This window comes from Mesorhizobium sp. L2C066B000 (assembly GCF_000502335.1).
Classification (GTDB): Bacteria; Pseudomonadota; Alphaproteobacteria; order Rhizobiales; family Rhizobiaceae; genus Mesorhizobium.
In genome coordinates this window covers 566,762-587,691 of sequence record NZ_AYWZ01000001.1, presented here as the reverse complement: position 1 = coordinate 587,691, position 20,930 = coordinate 566,762, and the positions used below count along the sequence as shown (strand labels likewise).

Annotated in this window: 19 protein-coding genes and 1 pseudogene; 11 read left to right on the top strand and 9 right to left on the bottom strand. The window is 64.5% G+C overall.

From position 1 onward, the window contains the following. Window positions 1–180: 180 nt before the first annotated feature. From hemF to X733_RS163050, 3 genes are all read left to right on the top strand, one after another. Window positions 181–1,095 carry an oxygen-dependent coproporphyrinogen oxidase gene (gene hemF, locus X733_RS163040; RefSeq protein WP_023695814.1) on the top strand — a complete coding sequence of 305 codons (915 nt, stop codon included), beginning with the start codon at window positions 181–183 and terminating at the stop codon, window positions 1,093–1,095. Between the two features lie 238 nt (window positions 1,096–1,333). Continuing rightward, complete coding sequence (locus tag X733_RS163045; protein ID WP_023817423.1) at window positions 1,334–1,594, top strand: DUF1344 domain-containing protein; 261 nt, start codon at window positions 1,334–1,336, stop codon at window positions 1,592–1,594. Between the two features lie 232 nt (window positions 1,595–1,826). After that, window positions 1,827–2,012 (top strand): DUF1059 domain-containing protein, encoded by a 186-nt coding sequence (locus X733_RS163050; RefSeq protein ID WP_023670013.1) that lies wholly within the window; start codon window positions 1,827–1,829, stop codon window positions 2,010–2,012. Window positions 2,013–2,018: 6 nt separating this feature from the next. Here the strand turns inward: X733_RS163050 and X733_RS163055 are convergent, their stop codons facing one another. Genes X733_RS163055 through X733_RS163065 form a run of 3 tightly spaced genes read right to left on the bottom strand, consistent with a single transcriptional unit; the run spans window position 2,019 to window position 4,548 of the window. Continuing rightward, window positions 2,019–3,290 (bottom strand): CCA tRNA nucleotidyltransferase, encoded by a 1,272-nt coding sequence (locus tag X733_RS163055; protein ID WP_031192981.1) that lies wholly within the window; start codon window positions 3,288–3,290, stop codon window positions 2,019–2,021. Next, window positions 3,287–3,919: a CoA pyrophosphatase gene (locus tag X733_RS163060; protein WP_023683684.1), complete on the bottom strand. Its 633-nt coding sequence runs from the start codon at window positions 3,917–3,919 to the stop codon at window positions 3,287–3,289. Before X733_RS163060 ends, X733_RS163055 begins: the two co-directional genes overlap by 4 nt. Next, entirely contained in the window at window positions 3,919–4,548 is a 630-nt protein-coding gene (locus tag X733_RS163065; protein ID WP_023670010.1) for a DUF1285 domain-containing protein, read from the bottom strand. Before X733_RS163065 ends, X733_RS163060 begins: the two co-directional genes overlap by 1 nt. A 144-nt stretch (window positions 4,549–4,692) precedes the next feature. Between X733_RS163065 and X733_RS163070 the strand changes: the two genes are divergently transcribed. The 4 genes and pseudogenes from X733_RS163070 (at window position 4,693) to X733_RS01000000165795 (ending at window position 11,598) form a co-directional block, all read left to right on the top strand. Further along, window positions 4,693–5,697: a MoxR family ATPase gene (locus tag X733_RS163070; protein WP_023670009.1), complete on the top strand. Its 1,005-nt coding sequence runs from the start codon at window positions 4,693–4,695 to the stop codon at window positions 5,695–5,697. After that, a complete protein-coding gene (locus X733_RS163075) occupies window positions 5,697–6,611 on the top strand; it encodes a DUF58 domain-containing protein (RefSeq protein ID WP_023683683.1) in 915 nt (304 codons plus the stop codon). Before X733_RS163070 ends, X733_RS163075 begins: the two co-directional genes overlap by 1 nt. Beyond that, the gene (locus X733_RS163080; RefSeq protein WP_023817418.1) at window positions 6,608–9,433 is read left to right on the top strand and encodes a DUF4159 domain-containing protein; all 2,826 of its coding nucleotides are present in this window, start codon (window positions 6,608–6,610) and stop codon (window positions 9,431–9,433) included. The genes X733_RS163075 and X733_RS163080 overlap by 4 nt, the downstream gene beginning before the upstream one ends. Before the next feature lie 4 nt (window positions 9,434–9,437). Then, window positions 9,438–11,598 (top strand): annotated as a pseudogene (locus tag X733_RS01000000165795) (hypothetical protein). Between the two features lie 42 nt (window positions 11,599–11,640). Here the strand turns inward: X733_RS01000000165795 and clpS are convergent. The 4 genes from clpS to X733_RS163100 form a co-directional block, all read right to left on the bottom strand. Beyond that, window positions 11,641–11,946, bottom strand: a complete 306-nt coding sequence (gene clpS, locus X733_RS163085; RefSeq protein ID WP_023670006.1) for an ATP-dependent Clp protease adapter ClpS — start codon at window positions 11,944–11,946, stop codon at window positions 11,641–11,643. Window positions 11,947–12,079: 133 nt separating this feature from the next. Further along, complete coding sequence (locus X733_RS163090) at window positions 12,080–12,427, bottom strand: hypothetical protein (RefSeq protein ID WP_023705924.1); 348 nt, start codon at window positions 12,425–12,427, stop codon at window positions 12,080–12,082. A 154-nt stretch (window positions 12,428–12,581) separates the two neighbouring features. Beyond that, a complete protein-coding gene (locus X733_RS163095; RefSeq protein WP_023670004.1) occupies window positions 12,582–12,812 on the bottom strand; it encodes a hypothetical protein in 231 nt (76 codons plus the stop codon). 39 nt (window positions 12,813–12,851) lie between these two features. After that, entirely contained in the window at window positions 12,852–13,154 is a 303-nt protein-coding gene (locus tag X733_RS163100) for a hypothetical protein (protein ID WP_023817415.1), read from the bottom strand. A gap of 258 nt (window positions 13,155–13,412) precedes the next feature. Here X733_RS163100 and X733_RS163105 point away from each other — a divergent pair, with 258 nt between their 5' ends. From X733_RS163105 to X733_RS163115, 3 genes are all read left to right on the top strand, one after another. Then, entirely contained in the window at window positions 13,413–14,129 is a 717-nt protein-coding gene (locus X733_RS163105) for a response regulator transcription factor (protein WP_023670002.1), read from the top strand. Further along, window positions 14,126–15,535, top strand: coding sequence for an ATP-binding protein (locus X733_RS163110; RefSeq protein ID WP_023817412.1), 1,410 nt, complete (start codon window positions 14,126–14,128; stop codon window positions 15,533–15,535). Before X733_RS163105 ends, X733_RS163110 begins: the two co-directional genes overlap by 4 nt. A 93-nt stretch (window positions 15,536–15,628) precedes the next feature. Continuing rightward, the gene (locus X733_RS163115; protein WP_023817410.1) at window positions 15,629–16,033 is read left to right on the top strand and encodes a YciI family protein; all 405 of its coding nucleotides are present in this window, start codon (window positions 15,629–15,631) and stop codon (window positions 16,031–16,033) included. A gap of 18 nt (window positions 16,034–16,051) precedes the next feature. Here the strand turns inward: X733_RS163115 and X733_RS163120 are convergent, their stop codons facing one another. Beyond that, window positions 16,052–17,527, bottom strand: a complete 1,476-nt coding sequence (locus X733_RS163120) for an aspartate aminotransferase family protein (protein WP_023817408.1) — start codon at window positions 17,525–17,527, stop codon at window positions 16,052–16,054. Window positions 17,528–17,546: 19 nt separating this feature from the next. After that, window positions 17,547–18,632: a pyridoxal-phosphate dependent enzyme gene (locus X733_RS163125; RefSeq protein ID WP_023817406.1), complete on the bottom strand. Its 1,086-nt coding sequence runs from the start codon at window positions 18,630–18,632 to the stop codon at window positions 17,547–17,549. Window positions 18,633–18,834: 202 nt separating this feature from the next. Here X733_RS163125 and X733_RS163130 point away from each other — a divergent pair, with 202 nt between their 5' ends. Continuing rightward, window positions 18,835–20,865 (top strand): transcriptional regulator, encoded by a 2,031-nt coding sequence (locus tag X733_RS163130; protein ID WP_050588628.1) that lies wholly within the window; start codon window positions 18,835–18,837, stop codon window positions 20,863–20,865. The last annotated feature ends 65 nt before the right edge of the window (window positions 20,866–20,930 follow it).

Genomic DNA, 20,930 nt, shown 5'->3' with positions numbered 1-20,930 from the left:
TTCGCCTCCCTAATCCCCAGGCGCCGTTGCGAATGTTGGAATCACAAGGACCACTAGCAAGTTTATGTTTCTGGTGGAGTTTTCGAATTTGACATTTGCATCGTGCCCTGCGCCACGCTGTGTGCAAATGTCAAATTCACTCCACTAGGTCCTTTGTCGGCCGCGACCGGAGACAGCATTTTGGAACGACCAGAAATACCGGCAGGCCTGCCACCCGACATCGAACAGAAGAAAATGAAGGCTAGGCTCTGGTTCGAGACGCTGCGCGAGCGCATTTGCACAACCTTCGAGCAGATCGAACAGGAACTGCAGGGACCACTGGCCGAATGGTCGCCCGGCAGCTTCGAGAAGACGCCGTGGGAACGCGACAATGGAAAGGGCGGCGGCGGCGCCATGGCGATGATGCGCGGCCGCGTCTTCGAGAAGGTCGGCGTCCATACTTCGACCGTCTATGGCGAATTCTCGCCCGAATTCAGGAAGCAGATGCCCGGCGCCGAGGAAGACCCGAGCTTCTGGGCATCAGGCATTTCGTTGATCGCGCATCCCTGGAACCCCAACGTGCCGGCCGTGCACATGAACACCCGCATGGTCGTGACGTCGCGCCACTGGTTTGGCGGCGGCGCCGATCTGACGCCGGTGCTCGACCGCAACCGCACGGAAGATCACCCCGACACGGTCGCCTTCCATCGAGCCATGCAGTTCGCCTGCGAGAAGAACGCTGCGATCGCCGACCACCCCAAATTCAAGGCCTGGTGCGACGAGTATTTCTATCTGCCGCACCGCCACGAGCCGCGCGGCGTCGGCGGCATCTTTTTCGACTGGCTGCATTCGGGGGAGGAGAAAGGCGGCTGGAATGCCGATTTGAACTTCGTCCAGGATGTCGGGCGTTCTTTCCTTGTCGTCTACGGACACCTGGTTCGCGCCCATTTCAACGAGAACTGGACCGACGACGACCGCGACGAGCAGCTCATTCGCCGCGGCCGCTACGTCGAATTCAACCTTCTTCACGATCGCGGCACCATCTTCGGCCTGAAGACCGGCGGCAATGTCGCTTCGATCCTGTCCAGCCTGCCGCCGGAGGTCAGGTGGCCGTAAAAAATCGGTGAGCGAAACGTGAGCCGCATTGACGTCCCATTCGCCGAATCTGGGCAGCCAATGTGGCATCGCCATTATCTTTTTCGTCTAATAGGCGATTGAAAGAAAACGGCTATTTGTCGTTTCGGGCCGGGAAGCGCCGGCGGTTCAGTCCCGAACCGCGACACGACGCTACCGGACGGCCCTGAACAAGGCGGAGCATTTTCCAAACGGATGCCCGCATTTCCAGGAGTATTACATGCGAAAGCTCATTGTTTCGGCAGCCGCCGCTGCCCTTCTCGCTTCCGGCTCGATTGCCTTTGCCGCGGTCAAGCACACCACGGGCACGGTCAAGACCTATGATGGCACGGCCATGAGCCTTGTTCTGGACGATGGATCCACCTTCACGCTGCCCCAGACCTTCAAGGATCCAGGCTTGAAGGCCGGCGAAAAGGTCCGCGTTTCCTGGGACATGAGCGGCAAGAACAAGGTTGCCGAGTCCGTCAAGATCGAGAAGTGACCGGGACAAGACCGAACGTTCTCGCCTTGGCTTAGCCTGGCAAGAGGGGGCGGAGCAGCGCTGCTCCGCCTTTTTCGCCCCCACGGCAACCAAACTCGTGGAACCGTGTTATGCTAACTCCCCGGTGCGCGCCCCCGAAACCGACTGCTGTGACAGGGCGCGGAACAGAGATGGCGGAGCTTCGTGTGCCCATGAGAGGCACAGGCTCCAAGGAGGAAAAGGAGAAAATCCCATGAAGGAATTCCATTGCGGCTCGCTGGTTCCCGGCTGTGAGTGGCACACGCGTGCCGGTGAGGAAGCCGAGGTCATGCGCCGCGCCGTCGACCATATGCGCGAGACACATGGCGAAACGGTCATTCGCGAGACGATGATCGAGGCGATCCGCTCGCGCATCGAGAAAGTTCGCGACGCGGCCTGAGCAGTCCTATCTGGCCTTCAAGGCTTCTGCGGCGCGCTCCAGCAGCGCGTCGCGATCGAGCGCAAAGCCGGACCAGATCCATTCCTTTTCCAGGTTTTTCAGGATCGCACCGAGTATTGGCCCCGGCGATGCGCCAAGCGCCGTCAGATCGCCGCCCTTGACTGGGAACACCGGTTTTTCCCATTTCAGCGCAAAAGCGAGCAGGCGCGAAAACCCGCCGGCCTGAACCAGCGCGTCATTGTCCTCGAGAGCCCGCGCTCGCGCCGACGCCAGCGACAGCCGCAGGCGATCGAGAAAACCCTGGCGCTCCCCGGAATAGAGTTTCTTGGCCAGTTCCGCTTCGCTTGTCTTGGGCTCGACGGCAGCCGTCAGCGCCCAGTGGCGCAGGCGCTCCGCCTCAGTGGTCGAAAGTTTCAGCCGCTTGGCCAGTGTCTTCATCCTCTCCGCATCGGGCGGCACGATCGCCTCCAGCCTGAGCAGCGGGTCCGGCGCCCAGCCCAGATCCTTTTCTGTCTTGGTCAGCTCATGAATGGCATCGATGCCCCATTTCTCGCTTTCCGGCAGGGCGCTGGTGAGCACGCCGGCCTGGCGCATCCACAGCAAGGCGCGCGACGGATCTGGGGCCGATAACAACTTCTTCAGCTCGGACCAGATGCGTTCGGCCGAGAGATGGGCGAGACCGTCCTTGAGCCGGGCGCAGGCCTTCAATCCCTCGGCATCGGGCCGACCCTCGCCATACCAGGCGAAAAAGCGGAAGAAACGCAGGATGCGCAGATAGTCTTCGCGGATCCGCTGCTCGGCATCGCCAATGAAGCGCAGCCTTCGTGCCTCGATATCGCCGACGCCGCCGACCAGGTCCACGACCGTCCCGTCAGCCTCCGCATAGAGCGCGTTGATGGTGAAATCGCGCCGTTCGGCGTCGGCCTTCCAGTCGCGGCCGAACGACACTTTGGCGCGGCGGCCATCGGTCTCGATGTCGGCGCGCAGCGTGGTGACCTCATAGGGCGCGCCGCCGGCAATCACCGTGATCGTGCCGTGCTCGATGCCGGTCGGCACCGCCTTGAAGCCCGCCGCCTCGGCGCGGCGAACGGTTTCCTCGGGCAGGCAAGTGGTAGCAACGTCGATATCGGCGACCAGCTGCCCAATCAGCGCATTGCGCACCGCGCCGCCCGCGATGCGGGCTTCCTCGCCGCCCTGCGCCAGCACGGCAAGCAGCCGCTGCAGATGCTTTTCACCCAGCCAGTCGGCTCTGCCCGCCAGCGATATCGGATCACTCAAGCATAGAGCCTTTCATAGAGCGTGCGGATGATGCCGGCGGTGACGCCCCAGATGCGCTGGCCGCCATAGGGCATATCGTAGAAGAACCATTCCAGGTCGTTCCACATGCGGCTGTCCCTGGTGTGGTTGGCCGGATCCATCAGGAACGAAAGCGGCACTTCGAAGGCGGCGTCGACCTCGTCGGAATTGAGCGACAGCGTAAAACCGGGCTCGACGATCGCCAGCACCGGCGCGATGCGATAGCCGCTGCCGGCGACATAATCGGGCATGCGGCCGATGATCTCGATGCGGTCATGGCCGAGGCCGATCTCCTCGAAGGTCTCGCGCAAGGCCGCTGCTTCCGGGGTCGCATCGGTGGGATCAATGGTGCCGCCAGGAAAAGCCACCTGCCCGGAATGGCTGCGCAGTTTTTCCGCCCGCTTGGTCAAAAGCACGGTCGCATCGCGTCCATGATCGACGACCGGGATCAGCACCGCGGCGTCGCGCAGCGCTTTGAGCTGCGTCAACCGTGGATGGCCGGGGTTGAAGCGATGATCGCCATAATCGTCGCCGGCATGGGCTTCAGCTTGCGCGGCGACCCGCGCGCGAAAATCCGCTGTGGAAAACGGCGGCGGCCTCACCTGATCCATCATGCGCTCAGCCGCTTCAGTTTTTCCGCCGGCATGATCGGATAGATTTCGCCTTTCGAGCGCACGGCAAACATCGTCTTGCCGCCGATATCGATCTCCTCGCCATGCTCGACCAGTTCGTACATCACCGGCCGCGCCACCAGCGCTTCCAGCCTCCCGCGCACCAGCACATAGGGCTTCAGGCCGCCGGTCTCGTTCTCGTCGACGAAGCGCAGCGGATGGCCAGGTCCGGCCTCGACGACATCGCCGACATTGGTGCGGAAAGTGATGGTCTGCTCGGCGCCGGCGCCGGAAACATCCATTTCAACCGCGATGAAAGGCGCGTCCACGACGCGGATGCCGACCCGTTCGACCGGCGTCACCAGATAGGTCCTGCCATCCTCGTCCTTGCGCAGCACGCTGGAAAACAGCTGCACCAGCGGCATGCGGCCGATCGGCGTGCCGAGATAGAACCACGTTCCGTCTTGTTTGATCTCCATGTCGAGATCGCCGCAAAAGTCGGGATTCCAGCGCTCCACCGGCGCCGCGCCCTTGCCGGCGCGAGCCGCACGCGAGATCAACGCTTCGAGACCGCGCGCCTCGGTTGCGGCAGCAAGGCTGTGTTCGCGATGTTCGGAGCGTTCCGTCATGGTCACGAAATAGTCACTGTTGTTCCGCTTGTCAGCCTAAGTCTGTGATTTAAATTCATTCGTAGGCGCCAGGCGAAGCCGAATCGCGGCATTCTAAGGCTCTACAGTGCAAGCCGGTACTTCCAGCACAAGGATCGATGCGGCATGAGCGTAATGGTCAAGGAAAGCCCAATCAGCGAAAAGGACATGATCGCCCAGGCCGAGACGGCGCTGGCCGATATTTCCAGGGTGCGCGACGGCGTCGGCCGCGTCATTTTCGGCCAGGAAGTGGTGGTCGAGCGCACGCTGGTGGCGCTGCTTGCCGGCGGCCATGCGCTGCTGGTCGGCGTGCCCGGCCTTGCTAAGACCAAGCTGGTCGAAACGCTCGGTGTCGTGCTCGGCCTCGATTCGCGCCGCATCCAGTTCACACCCGACCTGATGCCGTCGGACATTCTCGGCTCAGAGGTGATGGAACAGGACGAGGCCGGCAAGCGCTCCTTCCGCTTCATCTCCGGCCCGATCTTCGCGCAATTGCTGATGGCCGACGAGATCAACCGCGCCTCGCCGCGCACCCAGTCGGCGCTGCTGCAGGCGATGCAGGAATATCACGTCACCATCGCCGGCATTCGCCACGACCTGCCCGCGCCCTTCCATGTACTGGCGACGCAAAACCCGCTGGAGCAGGAAGGCACCTATCCCCTGCCCGAAGCGCAGCTCGACCGCTTCCTGATGCAGGTCGACATCCTTTATCCCGAAATCGAGGCCGAGCGGCGCATCCTGCTCGAAACCACCGGCATCGAGGACGCCAAGGCGCAAAACGTGCTGCAGCCGGCGCGGCTGAGGGAAATCCAGACGCTGATCCGCCGTATGCCGGTGCCCGAAAGCGTCGTCGACGCCATCCTCAAACTGGTGCGTTCGGCGCGTCCCGGCCAGGGCAATGCCGAGACCGACAAGCATGTCGCCTGGGGTCCCGGCCCGCGCGCCAGCCAGGCGCTGACGCTGTGCGCCCGTGCGCGCGCGCTTTATGACGGGCGGCTGGCGCCGTCGGTGGACGACATCCGCGCGCTGGCCGAACCGGTGCTGCAGCACCGCATGGCGCTGACCTTTGCCGCCCGCGCCGAGGGCACGACTGTGCGCGACGTGGTGGCGAAACTGGCCAAAGGAATCTGATGGCACGTATCGGCGAAGTCCAGGCACCGGCAGCGACGCGCGACGCGCTCGCCAGGGGCCGGTTGCGGGCTTCGCTGGTGCCGGACCTGCTGGTCGAGGCACGCCGTATCGTCAATACGGTAATTGCCGGCTGGCATGGCCGCCGCAAGCGCGGCATCGGCGAGAATTTCTGGCAGTTCCGCCCCTATGTCGAAGGCGATTCCTCGCGCATCGACTGGCGCCGTTCGGCCCGGGACGACCACACCTATGTGCGCGACCGCGAATGGGAAGCAGCCCACACGGTGTGGCTTTGGGCCGACCCATCGCCCTCCATGCTCTACAAATCGACTGGCGCCAGCGTTTCCAAGGAATCGCGCGCGCTGGTGCTGGCACTGGCCATGGCCGAATTGCTATCTCGCAGCGGCGAGCGCATCGCATGGCCCGGCCTGACAGATCCGTTCACCGCCCGCAACGGCGCCGAGCGCATCGCAGCGCAATTGATGCACGCCGCGGACCTGCCAGCAAAGCCTGACCTGTCCGCCATCCGCCGCTTCTGCGACATCGTCGTCGTGAGCGATTTCCTCGACCCGGTCGAGGAGACCATGGAATGGCTCGATGTGCTGGCGCGGCATGGCGTGCGTGCGCATCTGATCGAGGTTGCCGATCCGGCGGAGGAGACCTTTCCTTATGCCGGCCGCACCGAATTCACCGATCCCGAGACCGGCGACAAGTTGACCGCCGGCCGCGCCGAAATGCTCGGCGACGAATACCGCCTGCTCTACACCGCCCGCCGCCAGGAGATGGCCAGCTGGTGCAAGCGCCTCGGCTGGAGCTACACCGTCAACCACACCGATCGCCTCGCTTCCGAGGCGCTGGTGCGCATCCACATGGCGATGACCGCCGATGGCGCATTCGTGGGAAGGGCCGGCGCATGAGCTGGCTGCCGCTCTCCTTTGGCGCTCCCATGGTGTTGTGGGGCCTGCTCGCGCTGCCGGTGATCTGGTGGCTGCTCAGGCTCACACCGCCCAAGCCGCAGTCCGAAATGTTTCCGCCGCTGAAGATCCTCGCTCGCGTGCTGAAGCGCGAGGAAACGCCGCAGCAGAGCCCGTGGTGGCTGACGCTGCTGCGGCTGTTGATGGCAGCCCTTGTCGTCGCGGCATTAGCCGAACCCGTTTTCAATCCGCGCGAAAAATTGCCGGCCGAGGGCGCCGCCCTGGCGCTCGTCATCGACAATGACTGGGCGAGTGCCGCCGACTGGGGCAAGCGCGTCGCCACCGCCCAGCGGCTGATCGCCGATGCCGGTTCGAACGGCGTACCGGTCGTCATCGCCTTCACCGCCGAAAAGCCGAACGCCGAGATCGGCCCCTTCGATGCCGCGGCTGCCCTCGACCGGCTGCGCGCCGCCAAGCCGAGGCCGATCCCAACCGACCGACCCGCCGTCTATGCCCGCGTCGCCGGCGTGCTGGAAACCTTGCCCGGCGCCAGCGTTGCCGTTCTCGCCGAGGGCCTTGCGGCAAAGGGCGACGAGGCCGCCTTCAACACACTGCTGTCGAAAAATGCCGCCCGTGTCGTCTGGGCCAATTCCGACCGGCTGGCGCTGACTGGGCTCACTGGCGCCGAAAATCAGGTCGACGGCTTCGCCCTGACCGCCATCCGCGCGCCCGGCGACCCGGCGCCGGCACAAGTCACCGCCGGCGCCTTCGACGACAAGGGCCGCCGCATCGCCGACGCGACGCTGACCTTCGCGCCGGGTGAGACTACCGCCAGCGGCACGATGGCGGTGCCGTTCGAACTGCGCAACGACTTCGCCTCGATCGCGCTCGACGGCGAACGCCAGGCAGGTGCGGTGCGCGTGCTCGACGAAAGCTCCAAGCGCCGCCGCGTCGGACTTTTATCGCAGGCCGAGGCCGACCAGGCGCAGCCGCTTCTGTCGCCGCTCTATTACATCAGGCGCGCGCTGCAGCCTTTCGCCGATCTGGTCGAACCGTCGAGCGTCGATCTCGCCGACGCCATCCCGCAGCTTCTCGACCAGAAGCCGGCGATGATCGTCATGGCCGATATCGGTACCATTCCGCCGCAGGTCCATCAGCGGCTGGTCGACTGGGTCGACAATGGCGGCACGCTGGTGCGCTTTGCCGGTTCGCGGCTGGCCGCCGCCGGCAATGACGATGATCTGTTGCCGGTCAGGCTGCGCACCGGCGAGCGCTCGCTTGGCGGCGCGCTGTCATGGACGACGCCGCAGGCGGTGACCGAATTCCCGAAGAACGGCCCGTTCGCCGACCTCGCACCGCCGGCCGAGGTCACGGTGAGCCGGCAGGTGCTGGCCGAACCGACGCCGGACATCGTCGAACGCACCTGGGCAACCCTTGCCGATGGCACCCCGCTGGTGACCGGGTTGAAGAAGGGCAAGGGCACGCTGGTTCTGTTCCACATCACCCCGGAAGCGACATGGTCGACGCTGCCGATCTCCGGCAGCTTCGTCGAGATGCTGCGGCGCATCGTGCAGCTGTCGCGCAACCAGGGTGCGGCGGTTGCCAACGCCGAAGCCGCTGCTACGTCGCTGGCACCTTATCGCATGATAGCCGCCGACGGCACTTTGGTGCCGCCGACGCCGGACGCGCGACCGCTGGTCCCCGGCGCCGGCACGCTGCCGGTGACGTTCGAGAACCCGCCCGGCCTCTACGGCTCGGAAACCGGCGTTTTCGCCCACAATCTGCTCGAACCGGCCACCGCCTTCGCGCCGCTGGTGCGCCCGCAATTCACAGTGCCGGTGACCAATATCCAGTACGCTTTCGATGAATCGCGCGACCTCAAGGGATCGCTGGTCACAGCGGCACTTGCGCTTATGCTGCTCGACACGCTGGCGGTGTTCTGGATGGGCGGGCTGATGTCGCGCCGACCGCGCCGCGGCCGATCGGCCGCGGCAACGACGGCTGCGCTGCTGCTTGGCCTCGGCATGCTGTTTGGCCATGCCGACCTCGCCCACGCCGACGACGCCAAGCCCGGCGATGCCGCGGCAATCGAGGATATTGCCAAGACCCGCATCGCCTATGTGCTGACCGGTGTGCCCGGTGACGATTCGATCAGCCGCGCCGGGCTCGAAGGCCTGACCCGCTTCCTGATCGAGAAGACCGCGCTCGAGCCGGGCGCGCCGGCGGGCGTCGATATCTCGAAGGACGAGCTTTCCTTCTATCCGCTGATCTACTGGCCGATCGATCCTTCCGCGCCGATGCCGAGCCAAGCCGCGATCGCCCGCATCGACGCCTATATGCAGCAGGGCGGCACGGTGCTGTTCGACACGCGCGACCAGTTCGCCAACGGCATCGGTGCGGATTCGGCGAGCCCGGCGACGGAACGGTTGCGCGACATTCTCGGCAATCTCAACGTGCCGCCGCTGGAGCCGGTGCCCGCCGACCATGTGCTGACCAAATCCTTCTTCATCCTGCCCGAATTTCCCGGCCGCTTCTCCGGCAGCCCGCTCTGGGTGGAAGCCTCGCTCGAGGCCAGCAATGCCGAGAATCGGCCGGTACGCGTCGGCGACGGCGTCTCGCCGATCCTGATCACCGCCAATGATTTTGCCGGCGCCTGGGCCGTCGACGAGAATGGTGACCCGCTTTTGCCGACCGTGCCATCGGATCCGATGCAGCGCATCTATGCGCTGCGCGCCGGCGTCAACATCATGATGTACATGCTGACCGGCAACTACAAATCCGACCAGGTGCACGTGCCGATCCTGCTCGAACGGCTGGGGCAGTGAGCCTATGAACTGGTCGATTTCCTTCGAACCGCTGCTGTCCTGGCCCTTGCTGGCTTTGGTGCTCGCACCGCTGCTGGTGCTGGCGGCTGTCGGCTTGTGGTTTCGCCAGCGCGGCGCGATCTTCCGCTTCGCGGCGCTGATTGCGCTGGGCGCAGCACTCCTCAATCCGGTCTTCCTCGATGAGGAGCGCGAGGCGCTGAAGAGCGTCGTTGCCGTCATCGTCGACCGCAGCCAGAGCCAGGATATCGGCGACCGGACCAAACAGACCAACGAAGCGCTTGCCGGTTTGCAGCAGCGCCTTGGCCGCTTCAAGCAGTTCGACGTCCGCGTCGTCGAGGCCGGCAAGTCGGAAGCCGCCGACGAGCGCACCGAGACCAAGCTTTTTGCAGCGCTTGAAGGCGCCTTCCGCGACGTGCCGCCCTCGCGCATCGGTGGCGCCATCATNCGAGACCAAGCTTTTTGCAGCGCTTGAAGGCGCCTTCCGCGACGTGCCGCCCTCGCGCATCGGTGGCGCCATCATGATCACCGATGGCGAGGTGCATGACGCACCGGCCGCCCCCGACTTCAATGCGCCGCTGCACGCGCTGATCACCGGCAACGAGCACGAGAAGGACCGCCGCATCCGCTTCGAGAACGCGCCGCGCTTCGGCCTCGTCGGCAAGCCGCTCGACATGACCTACCGCGTCATCGCCACCGACGGCGAAGCCGGCCCGGTCGATGTCCGCGTCTCGGTCAATGGTGAGCAGGTCGCGGTCGAAGAGGCGACCATCGGCCAGGCGATGCCGCTGCAGGTGACCATCCCCGGCGCCGGCCGCAACATCGTCGAACTCTCCATCGACCGCGAGCCGGGTGAACTGACCGACGCCAACAACCGCGCCATCGCGCTGATCGACGGCATCCGCGAGAACTTGCGCGTGCTTTTGGTTTCCGGCGAACCGCATGCCGGCGAGCGCACGTGGCGCAATCTGCTGAAATCCGACGCCTCGGTCGATCTCGTCCATTTCACTATTTTGCGGCCGCCGGAAAAGCAGGACGGCACGCCGATCAACGAACTGTCGCTGATCGCCTTCCCGACCCGCGAGTTGTTCGTCGAGAAGATCAAGGATTTCGATCTCATCATCTTCGACCGCTACCAGCACCGCGACGTGCTGCCGATCCTCTATTACGACTACATCTCCGAATACGTCGAAAAGGGCGGCGCGCTGCTGATCGCCGCCGGGCCGGAATATGCCGGCGACTCCTCGATTGCCCGCACCCCGCTAATGTCGTCGCTGCCGGCAATGCCGACCGGCGAAGTCATCGACAAGGCCTTCTATCCGCGCCTCACCGATCTCGGCCAGCGCCATCCGGTGACGCGCGGCCTCGACGGCTCGGCGACCGAGCCGCCGCGCTGGAGCCGCTGGTTCCGCACCATCGGCGTGCAGAACCCCGAAGGCGAAGTGGTGATGAAGGGCGCCGACAACCGCCCGCTGCTTCTGCTCGATCATAAGGGCGAAGGCCGCGTCGGCATGCTTCTGTCCGATCAGGGCTGGCTATGGGCGCGCGGCTTCGAGGGTGGCGGGCCGCATGTCCAGCTTTACCGCCGCATCGCCCACTGGCTGATGAAGGAACCTGAACTCGAGGAAGAGCGGCTGACCGCCGACGGCCGCGGCATGATGCTGGAAATCCGCCGCCAGACGATGAGCGACGATCCCGGCCCGGCGCAGGTGATCACCCCTTCGGGCAAGGCGCTGATCGTCAAGCTGGAGAAGTCCGAACCCGGCGTTTTCCTGGGCAGCATCGAGACCAAGGAGATCGGCCTCTACCAGATCGGCAATGGTGACCTGACCGCACTCGCCCATGTCGGCCCGGTCAACGCGCCGGAATTCTCCGACGTCGTCTCTACCGAGGACCGCTTGAAGGCTCCGACTGAGGCCACCGGCGGCAGCGTGCGCCGGCTGGCGGCCTCCTCCACCCTTGGCCAGCTCACCGGCAGCGTCGCCCTGCCCTCCATCGTCCCGGTCCGCGCCTCCGGTGCGGCCTCGGGCGCAGACTGGATCGGCCTGCGCAGCACCGACGACAGCGTGCTCAAAGCCGTCTCGCGCGTACCCCTGTTCGGCGGCTTCCTGGGCCTTTGCCTGCTGCTGCTGGCCATGGGCGCGATGTGGTACAGAGAGGGAAGGTAAGGATCCCTTCTCCGTCACTATACGGGGAGAAAGACGCTCAACCTACTCCTCCGGCTCCGTCGTAAACAGCAGCGGGTACCCCTTGGCCTTGGCCGCGTCGACGGCCCGTGTCGCCTTGGTCTCGGCGACATCCCTGGTGAAGACGGCAACGACGCAAACGCCGAGCCGGTGCGCGGTGATCATCACCCGGTTAGCCTGGTCTTCGCTGAGCTTGAACTCGCCCTTCAGCACCGTCACCACGAATTCGCGCGGCGTAAAATCGTCATTGATGAGGATGACCTTGTAGAGCTTCGGCCGCTCGGTCCGCGGCTTGGTCTTGGTGCGGGGTTTGGAACTGATTTCAGGCATCGGGAACCGGTATCGCGCGAGGGGTCGCTCTCACTTTGTCATGGGGGAAAGCCGTCGTCCATTTTGATCGGCGCGCCAAACCGGCTTCCCGGAAGTGCTGCCGTTCACAAATTTAGGAACTGTACGCTGCGGTTCAACGGCCCTGGCGGTCGGCGACGCGACGAGCCTGGAATTGCCGTGCGCTGGATGCCGCATCGGGCCTTGATCCGGCCGCCTTGTATTCGACCCAGGCGACCGCGAGCCAGCCGAAGAAGCAGGCCAGCGCCGCGCCGGTGATCACGGTCAGCAGCAGGCTTTGCCATGGTGTGATGTATTGCCAGCTGCTGGAGATTGCCGGTGCAAACAGCGACGGCTCCGTGCGCCCGCTCACCGGATCGGGCACCGGGCTGGCGGTGAACTGGATCAGCACCCTGACCATGGCCGAGGCCACAAGGCCGCCGATGGCCATCGAGCGCAGAATGGATGAAAGCCGCTTCTTCATGCGGGCTATCCTACCGGACCGGCATTGCAAACGGGTTAAAGTCCTGGGTGGCCGGCACCCATTAACGGGTAATCATGCTCTCACACGACAAGGCCGCTCCAGCCGGGGGGTGCTGGAGCGGCCTTGTTACAGACAAACCTGTTGGCTGTCTGGATCAGGCCTTCGGGGCGTCCGTCTTGACGACCTTCTTTGCCTTCTTGTGCTTCTTGACCGGCTTCTTGGCGACGACCTTCTTCACCGGGGGCTTGGCGGTCGTGGTCGCCGGAGCGGTGGTGGTGGAAGCAGCCGGAGCAGCGGTCGTGGTGGCAGCGGCATTGCCCAGAGCCGGCATCGCGAAAGCGAGAGCGACGGCGAGACCGGTGGCGGAGAGGATGGACTTTTTCATGGCTTCATTTCCTTCTTTGTGCGGGTCGAGTTTCGAGTGTCACTGAACCGGGTCGATCGGTGTCACTCCAAGCAGCTTCAAAGCGTTCGCGAGCATCCGGATACCCTGTGCCTGTTTCTTGTTGGCGCAGAACCGGTTTCCCTTTCTTTGCAGTGCTTTCGCCGCGGTGACCTGCGTTGCCGCGGCATGGGTTTCGAGGGCTTCGTCTACCTGGCGATTGAGATCGATGCAGCGCTCGCTCCTTGTGATCGGCGTCACCTTTGCGGTTGTGGCTCCGACCGCGGCTGTGACGAGCGAAATGCTGAGCAGCGCACCCATCAAGCTGGTCGTGAACCTGTGCATCGGTAATGTCCGTTACTCCGGAGTCTTCGCGTCGCAGCCGATGTCCTGACCGCCACGGCACCCTTTATGCCCTTGATTTTTTTCGGGAGTTTTTCCGGACTATAGAATTTTGTTTCTGGATTGTTTCTGGCAAATCGGCTTTGCGGGCGATCATCGCCGCTGGCCAACATGTGGCCAGAATTCTATCGTGTGGGTGACGTCACAGAAGCAGACTCAGAAGGCAGCCGCCGACCGGCCGCCAGCAATGACAGGATCGCCGTGAAATCCGATGCGCACATACTGATCGTCGACGACGACAAGGGCATTCGCGACCTGCTTCAGGAATTCTTCCAGAAGCGCGGCCTGCGCACCACGGTTGCCGCCGACGGCGTCGAGATGGAAGACATACTGCGCCGCACGCAGGTAGACCTGATCGTGCTCGATGTGATGCTGCCGGGAAAGAGCGGGCTGGAGCTCTGCCGCGACCTGCGCGCCAGCTACTCGACGCCGATCATCATGCTGACGGCGGTGACCGAGACCACCGACCGCGTCGTCGGCCTGGAGATGGGCGCCGACGACTATGTGCCCAAACCCTTCGATCCGCGCGAGCTGCTGGCCCGTATCCGCGCCGTTTTGAGGCGCAATGGTGCTGCCGAGCCGAAGCGCGCCACCACCAAGCAGATCTATCATTTCGCCGGCTGGACGATGGACTGCTCGCGCCGCCGGCTGATGGCGCCGGGCGATGTCAGGGTCGAGCTGACGATGGCGGAGTTCAACCTGTTGCAGACCTTCGTCAAAAGCGCGCAGCGAGTGCTCACCCGCGACCAGCTCATCGAGCTTTCCGGCGGGGACAGCGACTATTCCTTCGATCGCAGCATCGACATCCTGGTCAGCCGTCTCAGGCGCAAGATGGAAGACGACCCCAAGACGCCGAAACTGATCCTGACCGTGCGCAGCGGCGGCTACCAGTTCCTGCCCGAGACCACCTCCGAATGAGACGTTTCCTGCCGCAAACCCTGCCGGTCTGGGTCTTGCTCATTGTCATTGCCGGCCTGCTGATCAGCCAGGTCGCCACGCTCTATATCGTCTCGCGCGACCGTGCCGTCGCCAATGACGAGGTCGATCTCTACCGGCTGAACGATCGCGCCTATTCGCTGGTGCAGCTGATGCATGACGACACGCCGGAGCAGCGCAAGCTGACGGCCTCCGGTCTGTTCAACGCCACCTATGCGCTGACCGTGTCGGACACGCCCGCGGTCACCTCGTCGATCGCCGGCGACGACGAACTGGCCGAACTCGAGGACATCCTGGTCGGGCGGCTGTCGAAATTCGGCATCACCGACGCCCGCGTCCGGCGCGATCCGGCAACCCAGGCAGCCAACGCGCCTGGCGGTGTGGCCGTGACCAAGGATGTCGGCGCGGTGGAGCGTGACCTGTTATCGCTGGCGGCCAGCTTCGCCCAGAGCGACAAGCTGACGGCATCTGTCCGCTTCGCCGACGGCCAATGGCTGAATTTCACCGAGCCCAACACGCCGGTCGGACCGATATTGAGTTTCGACAGCCTGCCGCTCTATTCGCTGATCGCGGCCCTGGTGGTGATCATGTCGATCTGGTCGCTACGCCGGCTGACGGCGCCCTATCGGATGATGGAAACGGCGGTCAACCGGATCGGCACGGATCTGAAGAGCCCGCCGATCGCCGAGACCGGCAGCCGCGAAATCCGCGCCGCGGCCAAAGCCGTGAACGCCATGCAGGTCCGGCTGCGCGACTATGTCGAGGACCGCGAACATCTGGCCGCCGCGCTCGCCCACGATCTGCGCACGCCGCTGACCCGCATGCGGCTGCGCCTCGAACTGTTGCGCAGATCGACGGCGCGCGAGGCGCTCGCCCACGACCTCGCCGACATCGAGAGCATCGCCAGCTCCGTCATCGACTTCGCCACCTTCGAAGTCACCGAGGAGAAGCGCGAGCGGATCGATTTCTGGTCGCTAGTGGAATCGATCGCCGACAGTTTCGAGGACGTCACGTTCGACCATGACGGCGCCAGGCCGCGTGGCATGATCTGCATGGCGCGGCCGGTGGCGCTCAAGCGCTGCGTCAACAATCTGGTCCAGAATGCCGTGACCTACGGCAAGAAAGCCCATGTCAGCCTGCGGCAGTCGGACGGCACGGTCACGCTGGTTATCCGCGACGAGGGGCCGGGCATACCGCAGGCGCAGCTCGACCAGGTGTTCGGTTCCTTCGTGCGGCTGGAGCAATCGCGCAACCGCCAGACCGGCGGCCTCGGCCTCGGCCTGACCATTGCCCGCAACATTGCGCGTGCCGCCGGCGGCGATGTCAACCTGTCCAACCATCCCCGCGGCGGCCTGCTGACGGAGCTCAGCCTGCCGCTGGCGGCATAAGGCAGCAGACTAGCGTCTCGATGGGCTTCCGGGCTGGATCAGCCAACCCAACCTTGCAATAGTGCGGCCGCTCGAGCAGGAGGAGATCGCCGCATGTTTTACGCCATCCTGGCCTATCACGTCGAACAGACCATCCAGTCCCTGACGCCGCAGCAGGATGCGGCGCTGATGCACGACCTGCTCGAAGTCAACGCCAGGCTGACCCGCGAAGGCAAGCTTGGGCCGGCGGCAAGACTGGGCGCGACCGCCGACGCCGTCACGCTGCGCGGTCCGGGCGAAGGCATCGTCATCGACGGGCCGTTTGCCGAGACCAAGGAACAATTGCTGGGTCTTTATGTCCTCGACTGCGCCACGCAGGAGGCGGCGATTGCGGCTGCGCGCGACTTGCGCCGCGTGAATCCCTCGGCAGTCTACGAAATCCGGCCGATCACATTTTACCTTCCCGGCCTGACGTTTCCCGCTACGGAGGGCGATTTAAAGGAGGCCGCCAGCGGCTGAGAACTACCCCATGGCCGGTCAGGCAGAAGCGATCTCGTTGCCCAGGCGGACCGTTTCGGCGACGAGAAGGTCGAGATCCTCGCGCCGGGTCCGGTGGTTGTTGATCGCCACCCTGAGGCAATGCCGGCCTTGCACCGTGGTATCGGAAATGGCGGCGGTTCCGTCTTCCTGCAGCCTCAGCATGATCTCGGTGTTGAGCGCTTTCGCGCGCTCGCCATCGAGACCATCCGCGCGATAGCGGAAGCAGACGATGTTGATGCTGGTCGGCGCCGTCAGTTCGAGCGCTAGTTCGGCCGCGATCAGCCCTGAGAGATACTGCCCCTGCGCAATGTTCTGGTCGATCAGGCGGCCGAATTTTTCGACGCCGTGTTCTCGCAACGCCATCCACACTTTGAGTGCCTTGAAGCCACGTGTCGTCTGCAGGCCATAGTCGTGCAGCCATTGGCCGGAGGCCAACCCGCGCGGTGTCGATTCCAGATATTCCGGCGTCACCGCGAAGGTCTTGCGATGCGCCGAGGCATCCCTGACCAACGCGCAGCCTGCCTCGAACGGCGCATGCAGCCATTTGTGCGGATCGAGCGCGATGGAATCGGCCCATTCGATGCCGGCGACGCGATACGCATTCTCGGGCGCGATCGCGATCAGCGCGCCGATGCAGCCGTCGACATGGAACCAGAGGTCCTCCTCATGCGCCAGCTTGGCCAGCGCCTGCAGATCGTCGATGGCGCCGGTGTTGACAGTGCCGGCATTGCCGATGATGCAGGCCGGCTTGAACCCGGCCGCGCGATCTTCCGATATCGCCGCCCGCAAAGCTTCGATGTCGATGCGAAGTCCGGCGTCGCTGGCAATGCGCCGCAGCGCCTTGTTGCCGAGGCCGAGCGCTTCCATCCCCTTGCGGTGACAGGAATGGACCTGGTCCGAGCCATAGAAACGCAACGGCTTTTCGATGGCGGCAACGCCGTGCTCGCGCACGTCGATGCCGCCCTTGGTGTTGCGCGCCACGGTCAGCCCGATGATGTTGGCCATCGAACCGCCGCTGACCAGCGTGCCGCTGGCCGAAGCCGGCATGCCGGTCATCTGCTTGCACCAGTCGACCACCTGGCCGTCCATCAGGGCGGCGGCATGATTGCCGCCTCCGAGATTGGAGCCCTGGATTGCCGCCAGGAAATCGCCGATCGCGCCGGTAAAATTGCTCGACCCCATATACCAGGACCAGAAGCGCGGATGGATGTTGCCCATCGGATAGGGCATCACCTTGTCCACGACATCGCCATAGATCTCGACAAGCGGCGTTGGCGATTGCGGCAGAGACGCGGTGAAGAAGTCCCTCACATCGCCAGGCATCTCCTGCCACACAGGCCGTTGCCTGACATCGCGCAGGTAAGCGACGGCATCGTCAACGATCCGATGCGACAGGCTTTGCACACCGGCCCAGTCCGAGGGGTCAAGCGTTTCCTCGGTACTGGCAGCCGAGTGTCCAGGCATCGCGTCCATGCAGATTGCTCCCGCGTCATCATGCCGGGAACTGGCAGCCGGGCGTGGAGCGCGACAGAGCGAGCTCTTCCGCATTCATCTCGGCCTCGATGGCGTCGAACAAAGGCGTGGTCATGTAGCGTTCACCGGTATCGGGAAGCATGCACAGGATCACCGATCCGGCCGGCGCCGTGCCGGCGATCTGGCGCGCCACGGCAAAAGCCGAACCGCCGGAGATGCCGGTGAAGATGCCTTCCTGCTGCGCCAGCGCCTTGGCCCATTTCATGCCCTCCGGCCCGGCGATCGGCATCACCTCGTCATAGAAGTTGCCATCGATGGCCTCCTGCAGGACGCTGGGAATGAAATCCGGCGTCCAGCCCTGGATCGGGTGCGGTTCGAAGGCCGGATGGCTGGCGGCCGGCGCTCCGCCGGCGCCACGCATCTGCGGCTTGCCGCTGCCGACAAGCTGCGCATTAACCGGTTCGGTGAGCACGATCCGAGTCTCAGGCCGCTCGCGGCGCAGCACCCGCGCCACGCCGGCGACGGTGCCGCCGGTGCCGTAGCCGGTGACGAAATAGTCGAGCCGCGAGCCGGCGAAATCGTTGACGATCTCGCGTCCCGTGGTTGCTTCATGGATGTCGGCGTTGGCCTTGGTCTCGAACTGGCGGGCCAGGAACCAGCCATTGGCTTCGGCCAGTTCCACCGCCTTCTTGTACATGCCGAAGCCTTTCTCGGCGCGCGGCGTCAGCACCACCTTGGCGCCCAGCATCCGCATCAGCTTGCGGCGCTCGACCGAGAAACTGTCGGCCATCGTCACCACCAGCTTGTAGCCCTTCTGCGCACAGACCATGGCAAGACCGATGCCCGTGTTGCCGCTGGTCGCCTCGACGATGGTCTGTCCCGGCTTGAGCGCGCCGGTGCGTTCACCTTCCTCGATGATGTTGAGCGCCAGCCGGTCCTTCACCGACGCCGCCGGATTGAAGAACTCGGCCTTGACGTAGATGGTGGCGTGCGCCGGTCCGAGATTATTGACGCGGATGACCGGCGTGTCGCCGATGGTGTCGAGGATGCTGTCGAACAGGCGGCCGCGGCCGGCCGTGGTTCTGATTTTCTGCTGATGCAACATGGTAGACTCCTGGTTCTTGCTCACGGGCCGGTTACACACCGGCGGTTTGGGCGGCGAGATTTCGACACCTTGCCGCACTACAGGTCCTTGACGTGCGGCAGTGTGGCAAACACCACATTCGGCGCACAAATTTTGCGAGCCGGGTGCACTTTGTCGTGCTCGGTGGTAAAGCAGGGGCCGGCAGGTCAGCGTGGGAGCAGGCGTGGTATCTGGCGTGGAATCGAGCCTGGCGAGCAGCCATCAAGGTGTTGTCGTGCGCCTGTTTGGGCCGCCGACGATTGCGCGCGACGGCGTCCCGGTGGTCTTGCAGGCATCGCGCAAGCTGCGCGCGCTGCTGGCCTATCTGGCGCTGGCGCCCCATCCGGTCAGACGTGGCAAGCTCTGCGAGTTGCTGTGGGATGTTCCAAATGATCCCAGGGGTGAGCTTCGCTGGTGCCTGAGCAAGCTGCGGGCCGCGCTCGACGAACCGGGCCGCCGCAGGATCGAAACATCGGGCGATACGATCGCGCTCGACCTCGACGGCATCTCAGTCGACGTTCTGGATGTCGCGGCGGCGGCTGCCGCAGGCATCGAAACGCTCGAGCCGACGCGACTGCAGTTGCTCTCCGACCTGTTCGTCGGCGACTTCCTCGAAGGGCTGGAGATCGACCGCAGCCCTCTCTTCAACAGCTGGCTGACCGCGCAGCGCCGCCGTTTCGGTTCCTGCCAAGCTGCTATACTGGAACATTTGGTCAAGACGCTGCCGGCCGATTTCGAAGCCGTCTCCGCCCATCTCGAAAAATGGCTGGAACTGACCCCGTTCGACAGCAGCGCCCATGTCGCACTCCTGGTGAGGCTGGCGCGGCGCGGCCAGTTCGGCGCCTGCGAAGACCATCTTGCCGCTGCGGCGCAGTTGTTCCAGTCGGAAGATCTGGATTTCGGCCCGGTGCGCGAGGCGTGGCTGTCCATCCGTAGCGAACGGCCCTGCGCGATTTTGCCGGCACAACCGGCAGCTCCGCCCGGGCCGAACCAGGCGTCAGTCATGCTTGCCGGTTCAGAAGCCGCGACGCCGCACAAGGCTTCGCTGGCCGTGATGCCATTTGCCGAAGACGCCGGTAGCGGCGTTCGTGGCGGGCTGGCCGATGGCTTGACCCACGACATCATTACCCGCCTCGCCAAGCTCAGGGACTTCTTTGTCATCGCCCGGGGCTCGGTCTTTGCCCTGGCGGAAAGGAACATCGCGCCGGAAGATGCCGGCCGAAGGCTGAATGTCGACTATGTCGCCACCGGCACGGTGCGCAGCGCAACGGGTCGCCTGATCGTCACTGTCGAGCTTGTCGAGGTTCGCACGGCCAGGATCGTCTGGGCCGAGACCTTCGAGCGCAAGGCCGAGGACATCTTCATTGTCCTCGACGATATCGGCAACAGCATCGTGGCCTCTATCTCATCCGAGATAGAGATGGTCGAGCGCAACCGCGCCATGCTGAAGGCGCCCAATTCGCTCAATGCCTGGGAGGCCTACCATCGAGGACTCTGGCATATGTATCGCTTCACCCGCAGCGAAAACGAGCAGGCCAGGCATTTCTTCGGCATCGCACTGCAGCAGGATCCGACCTTTACCCGCGCCTATGCCGGCCTGTCCTTCACCCATTGGCAGAGCGCCTTCCAGCGCTGGGGCGACCGCGACCAGGACAGCGCGCTTGCCTTTGAGGCGGCCGGCCAGAGCGTTTTGGTCGACGATCATAATCCCGCCGCGCACTGGGCGATGGGCCGGGCGCTGTGGCTGCGCGGCGAGGGTGACGCGTCCGTGCTCGAACTGCAAAGAGCCGTCGACCTCAGCCCGAACTTCGCGCTTGGCCACTATGCGCTGTCCTTCGTGCATTCGCAGTCGGGCGACCCGCACGCGGCGATCGGATCGTCGGATCATTCGCGCCATCTGTCGCCGTTCGACCCGATGCTGTTCGGCATGCTGGGCGCACGCGCCATGGCGCATGTCCGCCTCGGCCAGTTCGACGAGGCAGCCGAATGGGCGCTGAAAGCGGCTGCCCGCCCCAACGCCCATGTCATCATCCTGTCGATCGCCGCTCACTGCCTGGCGCTGGCGGGGCGACTGGACGAGGCGAAAACTTTCGCCGCCGCCATCCGCAAGACGCTTCCGGACTACCGTGCGGACGACTTCATCCACACCTTCCGCTTCGACCGGGATGCCACAGCCCTGTTCAAGCTCGGCGCCACGCGCATCGGTCTGGCTTAGAGCATGATCCCAAAAAGTGGGTACCGGTTTTTGGAAAAGATCATGCTCCAACAAAGGGTTAGATC

Excerpts from the sequence above, each read along its gene's own strand:
- X733_RS163045 (WP_023817423.1), top strand. The coding sequence starts at position 1,334 with ATGCGAAAGCTCATTGTTTCGGCAGCCGCCGCTGCCCTTCTCGCTTCC.
- X733_RS163050 (WP_023670013.1), top strand. The coding sequence starts at position 1,827 with ATGAAGGAATTCCATTGCGGCTCGCTGGTTCCCGGCTGTGAGTGGCAC.
- X733_RS163060 (WP_023683684.1), bottom strand. The coding sequence starts at position 3,919 with ATGGATCAGGTGAGGCCGCCGCCGTTTTCCACAGCGGATTTTCGCGCG.
- X733_RS163065 (WP_023670010.1), bottom strand. The coding sequence starts at position 4,548 with ATGACGGAACGCTCCGAACATCGCGAACACAGCCTTGCTGCCGCAACC.
- X733_RS163070 (WP_023670009.1), top strand. The coding sequence starts at position 4,693 with ATGAGCGTAATGGTCAAGGAAAGCCCAATCAGCGAAAAGGACATGATC.
- X733_RS163075 (WP_023683683.1), top strand. The coding sequence starts at position 5,697 with ATGGCACGTATCGGCGAAGTCCAGGCACCGGCAGCGACGCGCGACGCG.
- X733_RS163080 (WP_023817418.1), top strand. The coding sequence starts at position 6,608 with ATGAGCTGGCTGCCGCTCTCCTTTGGCGCTCCCATGGTGTTGTGGGGC.
- clpS (WP_023670006.1), bottom strand. The coding sequence starts at position 11,946 with ATGCCTGAAATCAGTTCCAAACCCCGCACCAAGACCAAGCCGCGGACC.
- X733_RS163090 (WP_023705924.1), bottom strand. The coding sequence starts at position 12,427 with ATGAAGAAGCGGCTTTCATCCATTCTGCGCTCGATGGCCATCGGCGGC.
- X733_RS163095 (WP_023670004.1), bottom strand. The coding sequence starts at position 12,812 with ATGAAAAAGTCCATCCTCTCCGCCACCGGTCTCGCCGTCGCTCTCGCT.
- X733_RS163100 (WP_023817415.1), bottom strand. The coding sequence starts at position 13,154 with ATGCACAGGTTCACGACCAGCTTGATGGGTGCGCTGCTCAGCATTTCG.
- X733_RS163110 (WP_023817412.1), top strand. The coding sequence starts at position 14,126 with ATGAGACGTTTCCTGCCGCAAACCCTGCCGGTCTGGGTCTTGCTCATT.
- X733_RS163115 (WP_023817410.1), top strand. The coding sequence starts at position 15,629 with ATGTTTTACGCCATCCTGGCCTATCACGTCGAACAGACCATCCAGTCC.
- X733_RS163120 (WP_023817408.1), bottom strand. The coding sequence starts at position 17,527 with ATGGACGCGATGCCTGGACACTCGGCTGCCAGTACCGAGGAAACGCTT.
- X733_RS163125 (WP_023817406.1), bottom strand. The coding sequence starts at position 18,632 with ATGTTGCATCAGCAGAAAATCAGAACCACGGCCGGCCGCGGCCGCCTG.